Origin of the sequence: Methylomicrobium lacus LW14, assembly GCF_000527095.1 — a bacterium.
Lineage (GTDB): Bacteria > Pseudomonadota > Gammaproteobacteria > Methylococcales > Methylomonadaceae > Methylomicrobium > Methylomicrobium lacus.
The window spans coordinates 1,618,725-1,633,091 of the sequence record NZ_AZUN01000001.1 but is presented as its reverse complement, the minus strand read 5'-3'; the positions used below and the strand labels follow the sequence as shown (position 1 = coordinate 1,633,091).

Annotated in this window: 14 protein-coding genes; 11 read left to right on the top strand and 3 right to left on the bottom strand. The window is 53.4% G+C overall.

The window, feature by feature from the left end; all coding sequences use genetic code 11:
• Positions 1-18: 18 nt before the first annotated feature.
• From yajC to tpx, 11 genes are all read left to right on the top strand, one after another.
• Entirely contained in the window at positions 19-378 is a 360-nt protein-coding gene (gene yajC, locus METLA_RS0107340; protein ID WP_024297922.1) for a preprotein translocase subunit YajC, read from the top strand.
• Between the two features lie 71 nt (positions 379-449).
• On the top strand, positions 450-2,300 hold the full coding sequence (secD, locus tag METLA_RS0107335) for a protein translocase subunit SecD (RefSeq protein ID WP_024297921.1): 1,851 nt from the start codon (positions 450-452) through the stop codon (positions 2,298-2,300).
• Between the two features lie 13 nt (positions 2,301-2,313).
• Complete coding sequence (gene secF, locus METLA_RS0107330) at positions 2,314-3,246, top strand: protein translocase subunit SecF (protein ID WP_024297920.1); 933 nt, start codon at positions 2,314-2,316, stop codon at positions 3,244-3,246.
• Between the two features lie 172 nt (positions 3,247-3,418).
• Complete coding sequence (ndk, locus tag METLA_RS0107325) at positions 3,419-3,850, top strand: nucleoside-diphosphate kinase (protein WP_024297919.1); 432 nt, start codon at positions 3,419-3,421, stop codon at positions 3,848-3,850.
• On the top strand, positions 3,825-4,937 hold the full coding sequence (gene rlmN / locus METLA_RS0107320) for a dual-specificity RNA methyltransferase RlmN (RefSeq protein ID WP_024297918.1): 1,113 nt from the start codon (positions 3,825-3,827) through the stop codon (positions 4,935-4,937). Before ndk ends, rlmN begins: the two co-directional genes overlap by 26 nt.
• A 13-nt stretch (positions 4,938-4,950) precedes the next feature.
• Positions 4,951-5,697, top strand: a complete 747-nt coding sequence (pilW, locus tag METLA_RS0107315; protein ID WP_245598751.1) for a type IV pilus biogenesis/stability protein PilW — start codon at positions 4,951-4,953, stop codon at positions 5,695-5,697.
• 14 nt (positions 5,698-5,711) lie between these two features.
• Positions 5,712-7,004 (top strand): histidine--tRNA ligase, encoded by a 1,293-nt coding sequence (gene hisS, locus METLA_RS0107310; RefSeq protein ID WP_024297916.1) that lies wholly within the window; start codon positions 5,712-5,714, stop codon positions 7,002-7,004.
• A 35-nt stretch (positions 7,005-7,039) separates the two neighbouring features.
• The gene (locus METLA_RS0107305; RefSeq protein ID WP_024297915.1) at positions 7,040-7,705 is read left to right on the top strand and encodes a YfgM family protein; all 666 of its coding nucleotides are present in this window, start codon (positions 7,040-7,042) and stop codon (positions 7,703-7,705) included.
• Positions 7,705-8,892: an outer membrane protein assembly factor BamB gene (gene bamB, locus METLA_RS0107300; RefSeq protein WP_024297914.1), complete on the top strand. Its 1,188-nt coding sequence runs from the start codon at positions 7,705-7,707 to the stop codon at positions 8,890-8,892. The genes METLA_RS0107305 and bamB overlap by 1 nt, the downstream gene beginning before the upstream one ends.
• Before the next feature lie 70 nt (positions 8,893-8,962).
• The gene (der, locus tag METLA_RS0107295) at positions 8,963-10,357 is read left to right on the top strand and encodes a ribosome biogenesis GTPase Der (protein WP_024297913.1); all 1,395 of its coding nucleotides are present in this window, start codon (positions 8,963-8,965) and stop codon (positions 10,355-10,357) included.
• 30 nt (positions 10,358-10,387) lie between these two features.
• The gene (gene tpx, locus METLA_RS0107290) at positions 10,388-10,894 is read left to right on the top strand and encodes a thiol peroxidase (protein WP_024297912.1); all 507 of its coding nucleotides are present in this window, start codon (positions 10,388-10,390) and stop codon (positions 10,892-10,894) included.
• Between the two features lie 45 nt (positions 10,895-10,939).
• On the opposite strand, the gene METLA_RS0107285 is transcribed toward tpx, so the two are convergent.
• The 3 genes from METLA_RS0107285 to METLA_RS0107275 are packed head-to-tail and all read right to left on the bottom strand — an operon-like array spanning position 10,940 to position 14,194.
• On the bottom strand, positions 10,940-12,502 hold the full coding sequence (locus METLA_RS0107285) for a tetratricopeptide repeat protein (RefSeq protein ID WP_084480097.1): 1,563 nt from the start codon (positions 12,500-12,502) through the stop codon (positions 10,940-10,942).
• Complete coding sequence (locus METLA_RS0107280) at positions 12,486-13,436, bottom strand: type II secretion system F family protein (RefSeq protein ID WP_024297910.1); 951 nt, start codon at positions 13,434-13,436, stop codon at positions 12,486-12,488. The genes METLA_RS0107285 and METLA_RS0107280 overlap by 17 nt, the downstream gene beginning before the upstream one ends.
• 8 nt (positions 13,437-13,444) lie before the next feature.
• Positions 13,445-14,194: a type II secretion system F family protein gene (locus METLA_RS0107275; RefSeq protein ID WP_161635396.1), complete on the bottom strand. Its 750-nt coding sequence runs from the start codon at positions 14,192-14,194 to the stop codon at positions 13,445-13,447.
• Between the last annotated feature and the right edge of the window lie 173 nt (positions 14,195-14,367).

Below are 14,367 nucleotides of genomic sequence, written 5' to 3'. Positions count from 1 at the left end.
AATTCTTCGAGGCAAATCATGAGTTTCTTTATTTCCGACGCGATGGCAGCCGCCGCGCCGGCCGCGCAACAAGCGCCCGGCATCGAGGGCATGCTGTTTCCCTTGGGCATCCTGCTGTTCTTCTATTTCATGTTCCTGCGTCCACAATCAAAACGCGCCAAGGAAAAGAAAGAAATGCTCTCCAAAATGCAGAAAGGCGCCGAAGTGGTGACCTCGGGCGGCATTTTGGGCAAGGTCGTCGAACTGGGCGACAATTTCGTCAAAATCGAAGTCTCCGACAATGTATTCATCCAGGTGCAACGGCAAAGTGTCGAAAACATCATGCCTAAGGGCACCTATAAGGCCGTGACCAAAAAGATTTCCACCAACAAAGTCTGATCTGGGCGCGCCCTAACGCGTTGGGTTCTCTCAGGTAGCGAGAGACGATTCAATAACTGGAATGATGTAGCATGCAAAACCATTTCCCGCTCTGGAAAAATATTTTAATCCTGGCCGTTTTCGTCTTTTCGGCGATCTATGCGCTGCCGAATCTGTATGGGGACGATCCTTCCGTGCAGGTGTCTCCGACGCATTCGGCCGCTATGGATCTGGGTCAAGCCAATAAAATCGAAGCAGCAATCAAGGCGGCCGGTGTTTCCATCAAGGCCTTTGAATACAAGAACGACCGGGTGTTGGCACGGTTCAACAATACCGATGATCAGATCAAGGTCGCGGACTTGCTGCGCGATCAATTCGGCGACGGTTTCTCTGTCGCGCTGAATCTGGCACCTGCGACGCCGGCCTGGCTTGATGCGTTGGGCGCTAAGGCGATGTATCTCGGCCTCGACCTGCGCGGGGGCGTGCACTTTCTGATGGAAGTCGATATGGATGCAGCGGTCAAGCAGGCCGAAGATCGTTATAACGACGATGTGCGCCAGGCGTTCAGAACGGCGAAGATCCGCTACCAGTCGGTCAGCAAGGAAGGCGCCCGAATCAAGGTCAAATTGAACTCGGTGGACGATCGTGCCGCGGCGGTCGGGTTGCTGGCGCGCGATTTTCCCGGGCTCAATATCCAGGATACCCCGGCGCAGGATGAAATTTTGCTCGAGATGACGGAGAAGGAAGTCCGTGAAATCAAAAAGAACGCGGTCGGCCAGAACATCACGACCTTGCGCAACCGGGTCAACGAATTGGGTGTGGCGGAGCCTGTGATCCAGCAGCAGGGTGACAACCGTATCGTCGTGCAATTGCCCGGTGTCCAGGATACCGCCCGCGCTAAAGAAATTCTCGGCACTACCGCGACCTTGGAATACCGTCTGGTCGATACCGAACATGACGTGCAAAACGCGGTCGAAGGCCATGTGCCGGCCGGCAGCCGCCTGTATTCCGAGAAGAACGGCAATCCGATCCTGCTCGACCGCCGCATCATCGTGACCGGCGACCAGATCGTCGATGCCTCTTCCGGCATGGATCAGGACGGCCGTCCTGCGGTGTTCATCACCTTGAACGGCGCCGGTGCTTCGAAGATGGGCAAGGTGACCCAGGATAACGTCGGCAAGCCTATGGCGGTCGTGTTCATCGAATATAAGGTCGACACTAAGGTCGTCGACGGCCAGAAAGTCCGTACCAAGCAAAAAGTCGAAAAAGTGATCAGCGTCGCGACGATCCAGGGTGTGTTCAGCAAGCGCTTCCAGACTACCGGTCTCGACGGTCCGGGTGAGGCGCGCAATCTGGCGTTGCTGCTCAGAGCAGGATCCTTGGTCGCGCCGGTCGACATCGTCGAAGAGCGTACAGTCGGTCCCAGCCTGGGTCAAGAAAATATCGGCAAGGGCATCAATTCCAATGTCTACGGCTTCATAGCGATCACGCTGTTCATGATTGCTTATTACCGTCTGTTCGGTGTTTTTTCCGTCGTCGCCTTGGGCGTGAACGTGTTGCTGCTGGTTGCGGTGCTGTCTTTGCTGCAAGCCACGTTAACGCTGCCGGGCATGGCGGGCATTGCACTGACCGTGGGCATGGCCATTGACGCCAATGTGCTGATCAACGAGCGAATTCGCGAGGAGCTTAGGATCGGTATGACCCCAAATGCCGCCATTTATGCCGGTTATGAACGAGCGTTTGCGACCATTTTAGATTCCAATATCACCACCTTGATTGCCGGCGTCGCGTTGTTCATGCTGGGCTCGGGCCCCATTCGCGGTTTTGCGCTGGTGCTGTGTATCGGAATTTTAACCTCCATGTTCAGCGCGGTTCTTGTGTCGAGAGCGTTGGTCAATGGCGTGTACGGTTGGCGGCATAAATTGGATAAATTGGCTATCTAAATTCGAGGACTCAATGGAATTATTTAAAATTAAACGCGATATCCCGTTTATGCGCTATGGTCGGGTGACTACGACCATTTCGCTGGTGACTTTTATTTTGGCGATATTCGCATTGGGCTTTAAAGGGCTTAATTTGGGCTTGGACTTTACCGGCGGCATCCAAATCGAAGTCCGTTACGATCAGCCGGCTAACCTCGAAACCGTGCGAAATATTCTGGAAGAGCAGAAGCTAACCGAATCTTCGGTGCAGAATATCGGAAGCGTGAAAGATGTACTGATCCGTTTGCCCATGAAGCCCGAAACCAACAACGCCAGGTTGAGCGAGATGGTGTTGGCAAAATTGAAAGAGCAAGACGCTGGCGTCGTGTTACGCAGTGTCGAGTTTGTCGGACCGCAAGTCGGCCAGGAATTGTTCGAAAGCGGCGGATTGGCGTTGATGTTGGTCGTGGCGGGAATTATGGGTTATTTAGCCATCCGCTTCGAGTGGCGCTTTGCGTTGGCGGCCATCATCGCCAACATGCACGACATCGTGATTATTCTCGGCATGTTCGCGTTTTTTCAATGGGAATTCACGCTGCCTGTGCTGGCGGGCGTATTGGCGATATTGGGCTATTCGGTCAACGAATCGGTTGTGGTTTTCGACCGGGTGCGGGAGAATTTCCATATGATGCGCAATGCGAGTGTGGCCGATATGATCGATAACGCCATTACGGCAACGATGTCGCGCACCGTGATTACGCATTTCATGACTCAGTTGATGGTGTTGGCGATGTTTTTCTTCGGCGGCGAAGCGCTGCATAATTTTGCGCTGGCGTTGACCATCGGCATCGTGTTCGGCATTTACTCGTCCGTTCTGGTCGCAAGCCCTATCCTGCTGTGGTTGGGCGTATCGAGACAAGATCTGATGGCAAAAAAAGAAAGTGTCGAAATCGATGATTTGCCTTAACGATAACGTCTAATCTGCTACAAGGCCGTAGTACGCATCGTTCTGTTTTTTGGGTTTCGTGCGCGGTAGAGGGAGTGGGGGGCGCGCAGCCGTACCCTGCATTTTCGATATAGGGTCCTATTCGGGTATAATAGGCGATCAATTTTTTATTATTACTGGAGTTGTAATTCACATGGCGATAGAACGCACTTTTTCGATCATCAAACCTGACGCAGTAGCCAAAAATGTCATCGGCGAAATCTACAGCCGTTTTGAAAAGAACGGTCTGAAAATCGTTGCGGCGAAGATGATTCACCTGAGCCAGGCGCAGGCGGAAGGTTTTTATGCAGTGCATAAAGAGCGTCCGTTTTTCAAGGATCTGGTATCGTTCATGATTTCCGGTCCCGTGATCATGCAGGTTCTGGAAGGCGAAAACGCGATCGCGAAACATCGCGACATCATGGGCGCGACCAACCCGAAAGATGCGGCGCCAGGCACGATTCGTGCCGATTTCGCCAGCAGTATCGATGAAAACGCGGTGCACGGTTCCGACGGTGCCGACACTGCCAAAGAAGAAATCGCTTTCTTTTTCTCGGACAATGAACTCTGCGCCCGCACCCGTTAAGTCGGCGTTGATTAATTTGCTCGATTTCGACAGAAAAGGCCTCGCGGCCTTTTTTGCCGAGCATGGCGAAAAACCGTTTCGCGCGACGCAGCTGTTGAAATGGATTTATCAGGAAGGCGTCGACGATTTTGAAGCGATGACCAACCTGAGCAAAGCGTTGCGCGCCTGGCTTTCGGAACATTGCCGGATCGAGGCACCCGAGATCGTGCTTGAACAAAAAGCAACCGATGGTACCCGCAAATGGGTGCTGGAGACGCATTGCGGCAACCGGGTCGAGACGGTATTCATTCCGGAAGAGAGTCGTGGCACCCTGTGCGTGTCTTCGCAGATCGGCTGCGCCTTGGCGTGCACGTTTTGTTCGACCGCGCAGCAAGGCTTCAACCGTAATCTGAGTACCGGCGAAATCATCGGTCAGGTGCTGGCCGCGCAAAAACGGCTGGGTTCCGAGGGCAAAATCACGAATGTCGTGATGATGGGCATGGGCGAACCGTTGTTGAATTTCGACAATGTGGTCGCGGCGATGAACCTGATGATGGACGATTTTGCCTTCGGCCTGTCCAAGCGGCGAGTCACCTTGAGCACGTCCGGCGTGGTGCCGGCGATGTACCGGTTGACCGAAGTTTGCGACGTCAGCCTCGCGGTGTCGTTGCATGCGGTCCGGGATGAACTGCGCGACCAGCTGGTGCCGATCAACAAGAAATATCCGTTGAAGGAACTGATGGAAGCCTGTCGGGACAACGCGAAAATTGCGCCGCGGCGCACGATCACGTTCGAATATGTGATGCTCGACGGCATCAACGACTCGATCGAAGATGCGAAAGGCCTGATCAAATTGTTGTCGACGGTACCGTCCAAACTGAATCTGATTCCGTTCAATCCGTTTCCGAATTCGTCTTACCGTTGCTCCAGCAATAACCGGATCAATCAGTTCAGAGTGATGCTGAACGAGGCCGGCATCGTGACTACGGTCAGAAAAACACGCGGCGAAGATATCGATGCGGCTTGCGGCCAATTGGTCGGCAAGGTGCAGGACAAGAGCCGCCGGCATTTGAAATTGAAAGCTGCGGAAAATGAACGCGCGGCCTAATAGGACTCAACCTGTGATCCGGATTTGGCTTTGCTGTGCGGTGCTGACGCTGAGCGCCTGTTCCTGGTTCGGCAACAAGTCGCCCGAGCGCGATCAGACGCAAGTATCCGACACTTATTACCAGCTTGGCGTCCGTTATCTGGACATGAACAAGCTGGAAGAAGCGAAGGAAAATCTATTGCGCGCGGTCGATGAAGATTCCGATAACGCCCAGGCGCATAATGCGCTGGCGTTTCTGTATGAGAAATTAAGGCAAGATGACGAGGCGGAAGATCAATACGAGATCGCGCTGAATAGCAAGCCTGACGATTTCGGCACGCAAAACAATCTCGGCCGGTTTTGGTGCGAACACGGACAGCCGGAGAAAGGCCTGGAACTGTTGATCAAAGCGGGCGACGCTCCTATGAACGAGCGCCAATGGCTGGCATTGACGAATGCGGGGCGGTGCGAACTGACGCTCGGTCATTCTGATCGGGCGGAGACGGCTTTTAGAAAGGCGCTGGATTTGAATAAGTCCTATGCGCCGGCCTTGGCCGCAATGCAAAAAATCAGTTATCAAAAGGGCGAGCTGTGGCCGGCGAAAGCCTTCCTGGCCCGTTATCTGAGCGTTGCCGGCCATACGCCGGAAACCGTGTTCATCGGCTATCATACCGAGCGTGCGCTGGGCAATCAGGCCGCCGCGGAAGAATACCGCACTCTGTTACGGGATAAATTCCCCAACTCCAGCGAAGCAAAAAAAATCGGGTCTGCTCGTAAATAACAGACTTTAAAATCATGGCAAATCATATACAAGCAATCCGCGGCATGCATGACGTGCTTCCCGAGCAGGCGCCGCTTTGGCAATATGCCGAAAATATCATCCGGGAAGTCTTGGGCGCGTATGGGTACAGTGAAATACGCACGCCGATCGTCGAAAAAACCGAACTGTTCAAACGCTCGATCGGCGAAGTGACCGACATCGTCGAAAAGGAGATGTACACCTTCGACGACCGTAACGGCGATTCGTTGACCTTGCGTCCCGAAGGCACGGCCGGCTGTTTAAGGGCTTGCCTCGAACATGGCTTGATCGCGAATCAAACGCATCGCCTCTGGTATTACGGCCCGATGTACCGGCATGAACGACCGCAGAAAGGGCGTTACCGGCAGTTTTTCCAATTGGGCGTCGAAACCTACGGCATGGCGGGGCCGGATATTGATGCCGAGTTGATTCTGATCATGCACCGGATGTGGCAGCGCCTGGGTATTCGCGATAAGGTGCGCCTGGAGATCAACTCACTCGGCACGATCGGCGAAAGAAGCGCTTACCGGGAAAGTCTGGTGGCCTATTTCAAGACGCATATCGATCAGCTGGACGCGGACAGTCTCAGACGCCTTGAAACCAATCCGCTCAGGATTCTCGATACCAAAAATCCGGAGATGAAAGCCGTGGTCGGCGGCGCGCCGGTGTTGATGGATTATTTAGGCGAGGCAAGCCAAGCGCATTTTGACGGCTTCAGACAAATTCTCGATGATTTGGGCGTTGCTTACGAGATCAATGTGCGCCTGGTGCGCGGCCTCGATTATTACTGCAATACCGTATTCGAATGGGTGACCGACGAGTTGGGATCGCAAGGCACCGTCTGCGCCGGCGGCCGTTATGACGGCCTGATTGAACAGCTGGGCGGCAAGGCCAGCCATGCGGTCGGCTTCGCGATGGGCATCGAACGCGTATTGGCGCTGGTCGAAACGCTGACCGACGTGCCGCTTGCCCGTCCGGTCGATGCCTATCTGATCAGGGTAGGGGAGCCGGCCGAACGCGCGGGCATCAGGATCGCGGAATTGCTGCGCAGCGAAGTGCCGCAATTGAAACTCCAGGTCCATTGCGGCGGCGGCAGTTTCAAGAGCCAGTTCAAGAAAGCCGACAAGTCGGGCGCCGAATTTGCGCTTATCTTGGGCGATGACGAGGTCAGCCGCGGCGAGATTGCCATCAAGTCCTTGCGCTCCGGCAATGAGGCCGAGTCTGCGCAATCGAGCCTAGGCGAGCAGCAGGCGGTCGAGTTTTTCCGGCAGCGCTATGGCAAGAATTAAGTCATTGATATTCAAATTTTAATACGGGAAACATTGTGGCAATCTACGATTCAGAAGAAGAACAGCTTGAGGCCCTAAAAGCCTGGTGGAATGAAAACGGTACCTCGGCGATCGTCGGCGTGGTTGTCGGCATCGCGCTGATCGGCGGCTGGAATTTTTGGCGAACGCACCAGCAGGAAAAAGCGGCGCAGGCTTCTGTTGCCTACAGCCAGCTGGTCAAGGCGGTCGAGGCAAATAATCAAAACGCGATCGAGCAATTGGGCAAACAGTTGCACGACAAGTTTGGCGACAGCAGTTATGCCGCTTATGACGGCTTGCAACAGGCGAAATTGAAGGTTCAAAAAGGCGATTTGGCCGGCGCGAAAGCGATTTTGAAGGAGGTTGCGGCGCAGCCGAATAAGGAACTGAGCCATGTCGCTCGTATTCGTCTGGTCCGGCTCATGCTGGCGAGCGGCGAATATGAACAGGGGCTGCAACTGATCAATGAAGTTGACCCGGCGACCAAATCCGGTTTTTCGGCCAGTTACGACGAATTGACCGGCGACTTGTATGTGGCGATGGACCGGCTCGATGAAGCGCGCACCGCTTATCAAAATGCATTGAACAGTGGGGCTCAGTCGCCGTTGCTGAAGATCAAGATCGACGATCTGACCGCCGCGGAACCCGTTTCTGTCGCACAGCCGGTCAAAGATTCGAAATAATGCGTTTTTTCCTGGTATTGTTGATCACGGCGGGACTCAGCGCGTGCGCGTCGATGGAGTCCGCGGGCGAGGCGTTGGAAGAAATCAAGGATTATGTGCTGGGCGGTGAAGATAACGCCGAACCGCCCACGCCGCTGGTCGAATTGGCCGAGGAAGTCAAAGTCGAGGTCCTCTGGAAGGAATCGGTCGGCGTCGGCACCGATGAAAAAACGCTGAAGCTGGTTCCGGCGGTAGGCACCGGTAAAGTCGTTGCTGCGGATGTAGACGGCTTGGTCGAAGCGCATAAGATCAGCGACGGCGAGCGGGTTTGGGAAACCGAAACCGACTACCATTTCTCGGGCGGGCCGGGCCTTGGCGATGGCATCGTTATTTTGGGCACGACCGATGCGGAAGTCGTGGCGCTGAGACTCGAAAACGGCGAAAAGTTGTGGGCCTCTTCGGTTCCGGGCGAAGTGTTGTCGATCCCGGCGGTCGCGCAAGGCATCGTGCTCGTGCGCTGCACGGACGGTTCGATCACCGCATTGAATGAAAAAACCGGCGCGAAAGTCTGGAGCTATGAGCGTAGCGTACCGGCTTTAAGTATTCGCGGCACCGGGGCGCCGATCATCGTCGAAGACAATGCGATTTTCGGCGAAGACAACGGCAAGCTGATCGCCTTGCGTTTGACGGACGGCAAGCTGACCTGGGAAGCCGGCATCGTGGCCCCCAAAGGACGCTCCGAAATCGAAAGACTGGTCGATCTCGATGTGGACCCTGTCTCCGAGGGCGGCGTGGTTTATATCGCCAGCTATCACGGCGGCGTCGGCGCGGTGTCGGAACTCGACGGCTATCTGCTCTGGCGCAACGAACAACTTTCCTCTAATTCGGGGCTGAGCATCGTTGACGGCCATTTATATGTCACCGACACCGATAGCAATGTGCTGCAACTGGATGACCGCTCCGGGTCGTCGTTATGGAAGCAGAAGGAATTGCAGTACAGAAAGCTGAGCGCGCCGGCCGCATACGACAACTACGTCGTCGTTGGCGATCTGGAAGGCTATGTGCATTGGTTGTCGAACAGCGACGGCAGACAGCTAGGACGAGTCCAAATTACCGACGGACCGATCGACGCCAAACCCGTGGTCGCCGATAATACGGTTTTTGTTTACGCCAAAGACGGCACGCTGGCCGCGTTAAAGGTTCGCTGATTCGGATGGCTGCCTGCTTTTCGGCAGCCTTCTTATGGAACCTCTTCAATAACTCACCTTTTTCAACACTATGCTACCCGTTATCGCCTTGGTCGGTAGACCCAATGTCGGCAAATCCACCCTATTCAATTATCTGACCCGCACCCGCGAGGCCCTGGTCGCCGATTATCCGGGACTGACCCGCGATCGCCAGTATGGACGTGTCAAACACGGCGATATGGCCTGTCTGGTCGTCGATACCGGCGGCATCCCGGACGATGCGGAAGGCATCGACAATTTTTCGAGAAAACAGGTACAAATCGCGCTCGAAGAAGCCGATGTGGTCTTTTTCCTGGTCGATGCGCGCGAAGGGCTGAGCGCTTCGGATGAAGTGATTGCCGGCGGTCTGCGAAAACTCGGCAAACCCATCGTGCTGGTCGTGAACAAAATCGACGGCATCGACGCCAACACGGTCGCTGCGGACTTTCATGCCCTCGCGTTGGGCGAGCCGGTCTATATTGCGGCGGCGCACGGACGCGGCGTCCCCGATCTTCTCGGCGGCATCCGCCATTTATTGCCGAAAGTTGAGCAAGCTGCCGAAGCCGCGCCGAAAGGTATCAACATCGCGGTGGTCGGCCGGCCGAATGTTGGTAAATCGACGCTGGTCAACCGTTTGCTCGGCGAGGAGCGGGTCGTCGTGTTCGATCAACCCGGCACCACCCGCGACAGCATTTATATTCCGTTCGAACGCGGCGGCAAGACCTTCACGCTGATCGATACCGCCGGCATGCGCCGCCGGGCGAAGATTGAGGAAACGGTCGAAAAATTCAGCGTGATCAAGTCGCTGCAGGCGATCGAAAAATCGAATGTGGTGATTTATCTGATCGACGCGAGCGAAGGCGTGACCGATCAGGATGCGCATTTATTGGGTCTAGTGCTGGAGACCGGGAGAGCCCTGATCATCGGCCTGAACAAGTGGGACGGGCTATCGATTGAGCAGAAAGAAACGGTCAGGCGGCAACTCGATCTTAAACTGCCGTTTGTCGATTTTGCCGAAAAACACCCGATTTCGGCGCTGCACGGCAGCGGCGTCGGCAAGCTGTTCGATGTGGTGCAAAGCCTGTATGATGCGGCGATGCTGGATATGTCAACGCCAATTTTGACGCGTATCCTGAAGGAAGCGACCGACGCGCATCAGCCGCCGATGGTCAACAATCGGCGCATCAAGCTCAAATACGCGCACCAAGGCGGACGCAATCCGCCGCTCGTGATCATTCACGGGGTGCAAACCGACGCCTTGCCGAATTCATATAAGCGTTTTTTGATGAACTATTTCCGCGACCGCTTGCAGTTAAGAGGCACGCCTATCAGGCTCGAATTCAAATCGCCCGCCAATCCTTTTGAAGGCCAAAAGAACAAGTTGAGCGACCGGCAATTGGAAAAGCGCAAGCGCGTGGTTCGGCACCGGAAAACTGAAAAGAAGTAAATCCCGTTTTAGCGCATCAGGACCCAGATCATGGCAACCATTAGCTTTCAAGGCAAACCGGTACATACCTCAGGCGAACTTCCCGCCGTCGGCAGCAAGGCGCCCGATTTTTCACTCGTGAGCGGCCAGTTGGAGGATGTCAGCCTGGCGACTTATGCGGGCAAGAGGAAAGTGCTGCATATCGTACCGAGCCTGGATACGCCGACCTGCGCGATCTCGACCCGCAAATTCAATCAAAAAGCGGCAAATCTTCCGAATACGGCCGTGTTGGCGATTTCCGCGGATTTGCCTTTCGCGCAGTGCCGCTTCTGCGAAACCGAGGGGCTTAAAAACGTGATACCGTTATCGACTTTTCGTTCCGGTTTTGCCGTCGATTACGGGGTTAAATTGGTTGATAGCATCTTGGCGGGTTTGACGGCCCGCGCAGTGATCATTCTCGATGAAAACGACTCCGTGATATACAGCCAACTGGTCAACGAATTGGCCAGTGAACCGGATTATGAAAGCGCTTTGGCTATTTTGAACAATAAAACCTGAAGAGGATACGGCTAGCTTCTTGTGAGAATCGTGCTGATCAGATAGTCATTTGCCTATATCGGAGATAAATGGGCTATCATTTTTAGTGAAAGCCGTTGGCGATAGGACGGGATAGATCCCTGATTGATTGTCGGATTTGAGTTTGTCATCCCCGATGCCATTATTTTTTGGCACGGCGGCTTCTTTGATCTGCATCATAGGCGCCGAAGAAGCTTCGGCGAGCAGTTTTTCCTGATGCGTTATTGCACTATCTTTGGTCGCTGCGATTGGCTGGGATTGTGCTTTAATGCTATTGGCGTTTTTGGGCACTGCTACCGATTTTTCTGGCTCTTTCGATAGGATGATGGCCCCTGATGCAGACTTCGATTCTGGAGAAGTAGGCGCGTCCTTAATCGGTAGGTCGGCGGCGTGCACATAACCCCGAGCGAGATTTTTGTTTTTGGCCGCATTGGTTTTAACCTGAGCGGCAGGCTGCTGTGCCGTTGGTGCTAATTTTGTACTATCAGAGAATTGGTCAGGCTTTTTTTTTAAGTCAGTAATTTTTTGCCCTGACGCTGTCACTTTGGCCGCCGCATTCGTGGATTGCACAGGATTCTCTATCGAGGACTGAATTTCAGGCCCTGTTTGTAGTGGGGTTTGTTGAGCAGGGGTTACATTGCTTGGCCGGCCTGACATGAGCGATGACAGCGTGTTCAAGTTTTCCTGCGCTTTGGGAAAATAAACCGGCGATTCATCGATCGCTCTTCTGAGATATTCTTCCGCAGCCTCGTATTGCCCGTTGATCATGCAGACATAGCCGATCGTATTAAAGCTTTCATGAGGGCTCATGATCCTGTTAAGCAAAGCGGCGGCACTGGGAAAAGCGCCGTGTTTTATTTCTATCAGGGCCAGGTTATTGATCGCGCGTTTGAAAGTATTATCGAGGCTTAAAGCCTGGTTGAAGAACTGTCTCGCCGTGGCTTCATCACCGGCAAGGTAATGGGAATAACCTAGATTATTCAACAGTAAAGGATTGCTCGGTTGTATTGCCAAGGCGGCTTCATAATGGGCAATCGCTTCCGCGCTGTTGTGTTCCAGGTCGGCGATAACACCCAGGCCATTATGCGATTTCCACTGGCGGTTGCTGTGTTTTACGGCCTGGGCCAAATAACCCTTGGCTTGGACCGCATTACCGTTTTCGAGAAGGGATAAACCCAGATTTTCATTGGCGAAAGCATTCGTATTATCGATGGATAAGATTTCCTTATAAACGTTCCGCGCCAATTCGGGATGTTGACCGCGGCTCTGAATCAGCGCGATCTTTTCCAGAGCTTGGGTATTCTTTTTATTGTATTGCAGGGTTTTGACATAATAGAAAAGCGCATTGTCCGTTTTGCCATCGGCCAATGCCGCTTCGCCCTTTGCGAAGGCTTCTGCTTCGGAAGTTACGGAGGGATCGAGCAGATTCAGTATATTGGCGGAATTATCGGCGGCGTCGTCCACGCTGGATTTTATCGGTTGACTGCTACAGGCGCTTAATACCAATACGGTTATGCAGGAGAGAACCGTTGTACGAATAGTTGCAGTTGGCATAATGAATGAGAGGCGAAAGTTATTTAAAGGCTTCATAAATTGATATCGAAGCCGGGCCAAGGATAACGATAAATATTCCCGGAAAAAAACAAAAAGCCAACGGAAACAGCATTTTGACCGCCAGTTTTGCGGCTTCTTCCTCGGCTCTTTGCATGCGTTTATCACGGAGATCTTCGGCAAAAACGCGCAAGGTATTACCGATGCTCGTCCCAAAGCGCATGCTCTGCGCCAGTGCGGAAGCCAATCCCCGAATTTCTTCAACGCCGGTGCGTGTCACCAGATTTTTCAATGCCTGCTCGCGGGAAACTCCCGCCCTCAATTCGGCGTTTACCAAGCCCAACTCATAGGCCATGAGTTCATTGCTCAAGGCCGCATCTTTGGACACCCTCTGCAGGCCCGCATCGAGTCCGAGCCCGGCTTCGGTACAAACGACCAATTGGTCGACAATATCCGGAAATGAGTTTCTGATGATGCGTTGTCTCGCAGTAAGCTTGCTGTCCAAATAAAAACTGGGACCAATCAGTCCTGCCATGATACCCGCGACGATCAGAATCAATAAATTATTTGAGCTGATTGTGGGCAAAAACATCGTGCAGCCGAAGAAAATCAGCAGCGGGAGGCACAGCATTAAGAGGATCTTGATGCCGTAGTAACGAGCAAGGCTGTTTTTATCGTGATAGCCGGCTTGTAACAGGCGTTCACGGTCATAATTCAGCTTTTCTCCGGCGCGCTCCCTGATGACGAAATACTGGCCCATGTGTTGCGTGGTATTGCGAAAAAAACTGTCTTTCTCATTTGAACCGGTTAGCTCGTACAGCCTCGTTCTGACCGGATTGTAGAGGCCGAAAATCAGAAAATACAGCGCCACGATCAGTGCAAAGGTCGCGCCGGCAAACAGGCCGATAGCGATCCATCGTCCGCTGGTTTCATTGCCGGAGAGGGAAATGATGAATTGTAAGATTTGGTCCATAAACGAGCCTAAATATCAAAGTTGATTTGTTTGCGCACCCATAAGGCCCCAATGATTTGCAGAATCAGTCCTACGCCGAGCAGATTATTCCCCATGGGGGTGTCAAATAACGGCTTGATATATTCGGGGGTGCGTAATGCGATGACAAGGAACACCACAAACGGCAATAATGAAAGAACCCAGGCGGACATACGGTTTTCGGCAGTGATGGTTTTGACCCGGCGCTGGAAACGGAAGCGTTTTCTTAATAGATCGCTGGTTTTATCGAGCAACTCCGCTAAGTTGCCGCCGGTTTCACGCTGAATCAGGATGGCGGTGGTGGCGGCAATCAAGTTGACGCTGGGCACCCGCATCAATAAATAGTTAAAAGCTTGCCTGACATCGCGGCCATAGTTGATTTCTTCAAATGTGATGCTGAATTCTTTCGCAATAGGATCTTGCATTTCCTGCGCAATATAATGCATCGCTTCATTAAACGGATAGCCGGCACGCAGGGCCCGGGTCATCATGTCCAGCGCTTCCGGCAGTTGTTCTTCGAAAAGCTCGAGGCGTTTTTTTCGATCATCCTTCAGCTTCAGATAGGGCAGAGAGCCGGCCATCAGTGTCGCCACCGCCGTGCCAATAAGATTGGCGGTGAAATACCAGGTAATGCCTGCAGCCAGTAAAGCGAGTAGAAGCATCGACAGAGTGATCACATAGGCCGGGTAATGCTTGCCGCTCTGCTGAATTAAGTCTTCAAGCGTTTCGGTGCCGGGCAAGGATTCGAGAAAACGTTCGAAGGGGGTTAATTCCTTTAAATATTTTTGCCTGACCAGAGAATACTCGCCTTTGGCTCCAACTTGGGTGACTTTTTTGAGTCGTTCCCTGATCTTGCGGCTTTCGACAGATCGGGTGCCAAAAGATGGCACGAGGATCAATTGTGACAATAAAA